At 39.3% G+C, this 6,082-nt stretch carries 7 protein-coding genes; all 7 read left to right on the top strand.

Annotation, left to right across the window (positions count from 1 at the left end; genetic code table 11):
• The first annotated feature begins 141 nt into the window (after nt 1–141).
• Nucleotides 142–522, top strand: a complete 381-nt coding sequence (locus G5B06_RS15765) for a TnpV protein (RefSeq protein ID WP_003864602.1) — start codon at nt 142–144, stop codon at nt 520–522.
• 14 nt (nt 523–536) lie between these two features.
• Nucleotides 537–818 carry a hypothetical protein gene (locus tag G5B06_RS15760; RefSeq protein WP_003864601.1) on the top strand — a complete coding sequence of 94 codons (282 nt, stop codon included), beginning with the start codon at nt 537–539 and terminating at the stop codon, nt 816–818.
• 258 nt (nt 819–1,076) lie between these two features.
• Nucleotides 1,077–1,859, top strand: coding sequence for an EAL domain-containing protein (locus G5B06_RS15755; protein ID WP_003864600.1), 783 nt, complete (start codon nt 1,077–1,079; stop codon nt 1,857–1,859).
• A gap of 172 nt (nt 1,860–2,031) precedes the next feature.
• Nucleotides 2,032–3,750 (top strand): Na/Pi cotransporter family protein, encoded by a 1,719-nt coding sequence (locus G5B06_RS15750; RefSeq protein WP_020944839.1) that lies wholly within the window; start codon nt 2,032–2,034, stop codon nt 3,748–3,750.
• 1 nt (nt 3,751) lies between these two features.
• Nucleotides 3,752–4,606 carry a substrate-binding domain-containing protein gene (locus G5B06_RS15745; protein WP_015543454.1) on the top strand — a complete coding sequence of 285 codons (855 nt, stop codon included), beginning with the start codon at nt 3,752–3,754 and terminating at the stop codon, nt 4,604–4,606.
• A 696-nt stretch (nt 4,607–5,302) separates the two neighbouring features.
• Nucleotides 5,303–5,602 (top strand): hypothetical protein, encoded by a 300-nt coding sequence (locus tag G5B06_RS15740; RefSeq protein WP_015543455.1) that lies wholly within the window; start codon nt 5,303–5,305, stop codon nt 5,600–5,602.
• 23 nt (nt 5,603–5,625) lie between these two features.
• Nucleotides 5,626–6,036: a single-stranded DNA-binding protein gene (locus G5B06_RS15735; protein ID WP_003864594.1), complete on the top strand. Its 411-nt coding sequence runs from the start codon at nt 5,626–5,628 to the stop codon at nt 6,034–6,036.
• Nucleotides 6,037–6,082 lie beyond the last annotated feature (46 nt).

The following is a 6,082-nucleotide window of genomic DNA, read 5'->3' as shown; positions in this document are numbered from 1 at the left end:
GGTGTGGAGCGGGGGAAAATCCGGAGATAACTTCAAAGGATTACCTATCGCTATCAGGTGCAAAGTCCCAGGGAATCAAGCACTTAATGTCTTCTATGTGAAAAGATTTTAAAGAGAAAATGCACATCCTACGCAGATAACATGACAATTTCATGCAAAGCGAAAGGAGACACCATGAAAATCGAATACACAAAAGTGGGAGACTATTATTTACCGAATCTTTACTACCCGGAGGAAACCAGACCGATTGGCTTATGGGGAATGCTTCGGAAGGAATATCTGAAAGAACATAAATCTGGAACTTATACATATCTTCTTCTGACCGCCAGGCTGGACAGTTATTTGGCAGATCTGAATGAACAGGCACAGGAACGCTTTGAATTGATCGAAACTCAGATGCGAAGTGCGGAGGGAGTTTCCGAGGAACTGAAGAGACAGAATCCTATGGAATGGCTATGCCACTGTAACAATATCCGCAACCGGGCTGCTGAGATCATCAAGCAGGAACTGATTTATGTATAAGGGGGATTCTAGATATGAGAAGAGAACTGATTGAAAGTTATTATGAAGAATACCAGCGGGAGCTGGAAAGATTTCTTGAATCTGACCCGGAGATGTTCACTCTGGAAGCAGAAATTCATCATTACATAGAAATACTGGAACCGGTCCTCAGAGATGGCGGACAGGAGATGTGGCAGACACTGGACAGGATTATTTCAGCGAAAAATGCAATGGAGGGAATTGTGGCAAAAGAAATGTATATCCGGGGATTTTTGGATTATGAAAGACTGGTGTGTGAAAAAGACAGTAAGATCTGAATAATCAGAACATAGACTATATATAACGAGGCTTTTATTGTATAGACAGTAAGAGCCTCATTTAATATAGTTTTCATAATAAAAAACAGGTGGTAGTACGTATTTGCTTTGTGTTATATAAGAATTGGTCTGGCTGAACAATGGTGAAAATTTACTATGATTTTACTTAAATCTGATTGAAGGATGAAAAAGTGATGATATCATATAGTGGGTTGATAGGGTTACAGAAAATGTATTCACAGAGGCAGAGAAGAAATAATGAAAGTAAAAAATGCAGATGAATTTTATAAAATATTAGAAAGAAAGGCTATATATCCGGTATTTCAGCCGATTGTAAATTTACAGACTGGAGATGTGGCAGGATATGAAGCTCTTAGTCGTATCGACAGGCATGATACGACTCTTATGATTTCAGATTTGTTTGTGATTGCTGAACAGGTAGGCTGTGTTTGGAAATTGGAAAAATTGTGCAGAAATAAAGCATTGAAGGCAGCGGCGAATAAACCAGAACATGCAAAATTATTTCTTAATGTAGATGGTAATATCATTCAGGATAAATCGTTCATACAGGGATTTACAAACCGTAAGGCTGCGAAAGCCGGAGTACCGTCCTGTGACATTGTATTTGAAATAACGGAACGGTCGGATATAGAAAACTATCAGATTCTGCAACAGATTATGAAGCATTATGCAGATCAGGGATATGAAATAGCTTTGGATGATGTTGGAGCTGGATATTCTGGTCTGAACCGTGTAGTAAATACATCGCCAAACTACTTAAAAGTTGATATAGAACTGGTCAGAGATATTCAAAAACATAAGAAAAAGGAAATTATGATGGAATTTCTGTTGCATTACTGTAATGAGACAGGAGCAATTCTGATTGCAGAAGGGATAGAAACAGAAGCAGAGTTGGAGTGTCTGTGTAGATTAGGTGTTCATTACGGACAAGGATATTTTCTTGGAAGACCGGACAGAACGTTCAAAAATGTAAGGAATGAGGCGATGTTGGTATTACGTAGACTGAATAATAAATCGTAATGAAAACTATATGTCAGCAGGTGAAAAATGAATAAGTCAATTATAACATTATAAAGATTTCCATTGATTTTTACACCTATTTTACACAAGCACTCACATAGATTTGATTTCTGTCTTCTATAATTGTATAGGAAAATGTAGATCTTATATAATAACAGGAGAGGAAAGAGAAATGAACGAGAATGTGAAAGTGGTTTTTGGTCTGATCGGTGGCCTTGCCTTGTTCCTTTATGGAATGAACAGCATGAGTGATGCACTTCAGAAAGCCGCAGGAGAACGAATGAAAAAAATCCTTGGATTTCTTACAAGAAATCCAATTATGGGAGCACTTGCCGGAGCACTTGTAACAGCTGTATTGCAGAGCAGTTCAGCGACGACAGTTATGGTTATCGGTTTTGTCAGTGCGGGACTTATGAGTCTTCCGCAGGCAATTTCTGTTATCTTTGGTGCCAACATAGGAACCACTATGACGGCACAGCTGATGGCATTTAAAATCAGCAATTATATTTATCCAATTATCTTTGTTGGATTTATTCTGAACTTTGTTAGCAAAAAAGAAAAGGTTAAAAATATCGGTATGGTAATTTTTTCATTCGGACTTTTATTTGAAGGAATTGAAATCATGGGTGAAGTCATGAAACCTTTGGCGGGAAGTCCGGTCTTTGTTGATCTGATGGGAAAAGTTTCATCCATTCCGGTTCTTGGTGTTGTACTGGGAGCGGTCATGACATTGGTTGTGCAGAGTAGTTCAGCTACGATTGCAGTTCTGCAGAATTTTGCATCACAGGCAGGACCGGACGGAGTAAGCAGTGTAATAGGGCTTACCGGTGCGATTCCGATTCTTCTTGGAGATAATATAGGTACAACGATCACAGCACTTCTTGCATCAATTGGACAATCTAAAAATGCAAAACGTACAGCAATTGCGCATAGTATTTTTAATATCAGTGGAAGCTGCGTTTTTATTTTCCTGGTTCCGTGGTTTGCAAAATTTGTCCAGTTTATTTCACCAAAGGGAAATGAGATTGATGTGATTTCAAGACAGATTGCAAATGCACATACAACGTTTAATATCGTCTGTACACTGGTCTGGCTGCCACTGATTCCGCTGATGGTAAAAATTGTTACAACAATCATCCGTGGAAATGACAAAACAGAGAAAGCAGCTTTTGAACCCAAATATCTGGATATGAAAGTGATTGAACAGCCGGCGGCTGCTATGGTTCTGGTATCTAAGGAACTGAACCGACTTGGAGAACTGGCAGAATCTCTGTTAAGTGATTTAAAAACGGCGATTGTAGCAGATGGAGACTCAAAAACTCATGGTTCGTTTATAGAAAATCTGGAGATTGTACATCAGTTACAGGACAGTGTGACAGAATATATTACCAGATTATTCGCAAGCGGAAACCTTACAGAACAACAGTCTGAGCAGACGGCAGGGTTACTGTATGTAAACAATAGTATTCAGAGGATTGCAGACAGATGTGAAGATATTGACCAGATATGTGAAAAAGTAAATAACAATGGAAAAAGACTGACCAGTGAAGCCTCCTCAGAAATGGAAGACTGCATTGATATTATCCAGCAGCTTTTAAAGAAAGCAATGGAGGCAATCCGTAAGGGTGATGCTGTAGTGGCTGAAACAGTTTTTAAAAATAAGAAAAAAATGCATAAAGCAGAGAAAAAATACAGTAAGGCACATTTAAACCGTGTAAAAAATGAGGTTTGTGATGCGTCTATGACAAGATATTTTTCTGGGATCATGTATAATTTTGACCGTATGGCAGATAATTGTGTCAGCATTGCAGAAGAAGCCTGTGATAATGTGGCTTTTATAAACCTTGATGAAGAGACGGGAAAATCAATGATGGAAAGAGGTGCAGTATAAAATGGTAAAGAAAAAAAACATCCGAAAATCTGCACTTCTGCTGATAATGATAATGCTGGCAACGGGAATAACAGCATGTGGAACCGAGGAAGAGCCATTGCCGGATCTGTCTGCTATGGGAGCTGTCACAGCTGTATCACGAGAAGAAGGGTCAGGAACCAGAGCAGAATTTGAGAATCTTTTGAAACTGCCTGAGAGTGATACAGGAATAGTTGTTGATTCTACAGAGAAAGTTCTGAAAAAGGTGGAAGAAGATAAAAACGCAGTTGGTTATGTCGCATATAGTTCCGCAACAGATACGAATGGAAAAATACTTCAAATCAACGGAGTTCTTCCTTCTGAGAAAACAATAGACAATAACAGTTATCCTCTTTGCAGGGATTATTATCTGGCTTATAATGGAGAACTGACAGATGTGGAACAGGATTTCCTGACTTATGTAAAGAGTAAAGGACAGGATATTGTGAAACAATATTGTATTCAGGCTGACAGTACAACAACATTCCTTTCTGACAAGTCAGAAGGAAAGATTCTGATTGAAGGATCCACTTCAATGGAACCAATGGTAAAAGCACTGGCAGATGACTATCAGAAACAAAATCCAAATGCTGAAATAGAAGTAAAAGCAACAGATTCTTCAAGAGGGATTACGGCGGTGATAAGTGGAGAGTGTGATTTCGCAATGTCATCCAGAGAATTAAAGGATTATGAAGCAGAGCTTCTGGAAACAAAAGTCATTGGAAAAGATGCTATAGCTATTGTGATAAATGAAGAAAATCCACTGGAAAATCTTACAATAAAACAACTTACAGGTCTGTACAATGGAACATATAAAAACTGGGATGATCTTTCCTGAGAAAAACGAATATAATATCTTACAAGCACTGACTATAACGGTCGGTGCTTCTTTTTTGGATTTTTTCAAAATTATCTGACATTCTTCAAATTCCCACGTGTGATTAGTGGAAAAATAATTTTTTCTGCAAAAGTACCGTCCAAATGCCCTCTGAAACTTGCTATTAGTGAGGGAATATTTCATTTATGCGAAAAAAACTTGCAAAAGGGGGTTGGTAAATACCGCTTCCCAGGCTTTATAGGTAGAGGAACAATTATTTTAAAAATTTTACCCCAAAGATGTCCGCTTTTGCCTGTCTCAGTACAGAGTATGTGAAGGGACTAACAAAAGTAAAAGAAAAAATGATAAAAATGCAAAAAAATATCACGAATCTTTTGCATCTTGCGAAGTCATTTGACTCTAGTAATCAGAGGACGTTTTGGAATGTTCCTTCGATGAACCTTGACAACCGATAAGTGCACCCTGGAAGCCTAACAGGAGTTATGCCATGACCTTTCTTTTTCTGAGAGCGAGCGAAATTATAATGACACTCCCGATGATGGGCGGCTGACCGAAGCCTTATGGTCAGTGACCTGCTGATGCAGGCAGAGGCAGTCTGAGACGGCTGCAGGTGACAGGGAAACGCACGCCAGACCGCCGGACGAATGAAACTGATGACAATGTTTACAGGGCAAAATGCCCGGAAAGGAGCAGTTTATGACAGAACTGAAAATGAAAGAAATGCAGTTGATTAACTGGTTTGGATGCCCGAATCTGATTTATACAAGGGAGAGAATCCATCTGGTTGCCATGCTTACAACAGATGAAGAAATGAAAAAGAATCTTTACAGGGTATGCAGATTCCTTGCAAGAGAAGAAATCGCATATCGGTATCCGATCATGTATGAAATGATCCGGAAAATATTTTCACCGGATGATACCAATCCACCGGAAGCATGTGCAATGTTTATGCCGGACGATGAAACAGATGATGAAGAATATGCAATGGCAGCGTAGCTGCGGAAAGGACAGTAACGATTATGAATAAAGTGGTTTTAATGGGAAGACTGACAAAGAATCCGGAGATCAAATATGCCGGAAAAGATAATGATATGGCAGTAGCAAGATATACACTGGCGGTAAACAGAAGATATAAACGTGACGGTGAACAGGAAGCGGATTTTATTTCCTGTGTCACATTCGGAAAGAGTGCAGAGTTTGCACAGAAATATCTTCACAAGGGAATGAGGATTGTGATTGGCGGTCGTATCAGCACTGGCAATTATAAGGACAAGGACGGGAAAACAATTTATACTACAGATGTGATCGTGGAAGAACATGAATTTGCCCAGAACAAGGATAATGGTGTTGGAGCTGATTCATCGGAAACACCGAAAACAGATAAGGACGGATTTATGGAAGCACCGGAAGGTGAGGTTCCATTCGACTAAACCGAAGTAAATGGTTGGAGAGGTTGCCCTTTGTCGGGGCATCCTC

It is taken from the genome of Blautia luti, from assembly GCF_013304735.1.
Taxonomy (GTDB): Bacteria; Bacillota; Clostridia; order Lachnospirales; family Lachnospiraceae; genus Blautia_A.
Note: the sequence above shows the minus strand (reverse complement) of the source record. Positions and strands in the feature narration are given on the sequence as shown.

Bases quoted from the DNA above. Each gene is read 5' to 3' on its own strand.
- G5B06_RS15745 (WP_015543454.1), top strand. From the start codon at position 3,752: ATGGTAAAGAAAAAAAACATCCGAAAATCTGCACTTCTGCTGATAATG.
- G5B06_RS15760 (WP_003864601.1), top strand. From the start codon at position 537: ATGAGAAGAGAACTGATTGAAAGTTATTATGAAGAATACCAGCGGGAG.
- G5B06_RS15765 (WP_003864602.1), top strand. From the start codon at position 142: ATGACAATTTCATGCAAAGCGAAAGGAGACACCATGAAAATCGAATAC.
- G5B06_RS15735 (WP_003864594.1), top strand. From the start codon at position 5,626: ATGAATAAAGTGGTTTTAATGGGAAGACTGACAAAGAATCCGGAGATC.
- G5B06_RS15750 (WP_020944839.1), top strand. From the start codon at position 2,032: ATGAACGAGAATGTGAAAGTGGTTTTTGGTCTGATCGGTGGCCTTGCC.
- G5B06_RS15755 (WP_003864600.1), top strand. From the start codon at position 1,077: ATGAAAGTAAAAAATGCAGATGAATTTTATAAAATATTAGAAAGAAAG.
- G5B06_RS15740 (WP_015543455.1), top strand. From the start codon at position 5,303: ATGACAGAACTGAAAATGAAAGAAATGCAGTTGATTAACTGGTTTGGA.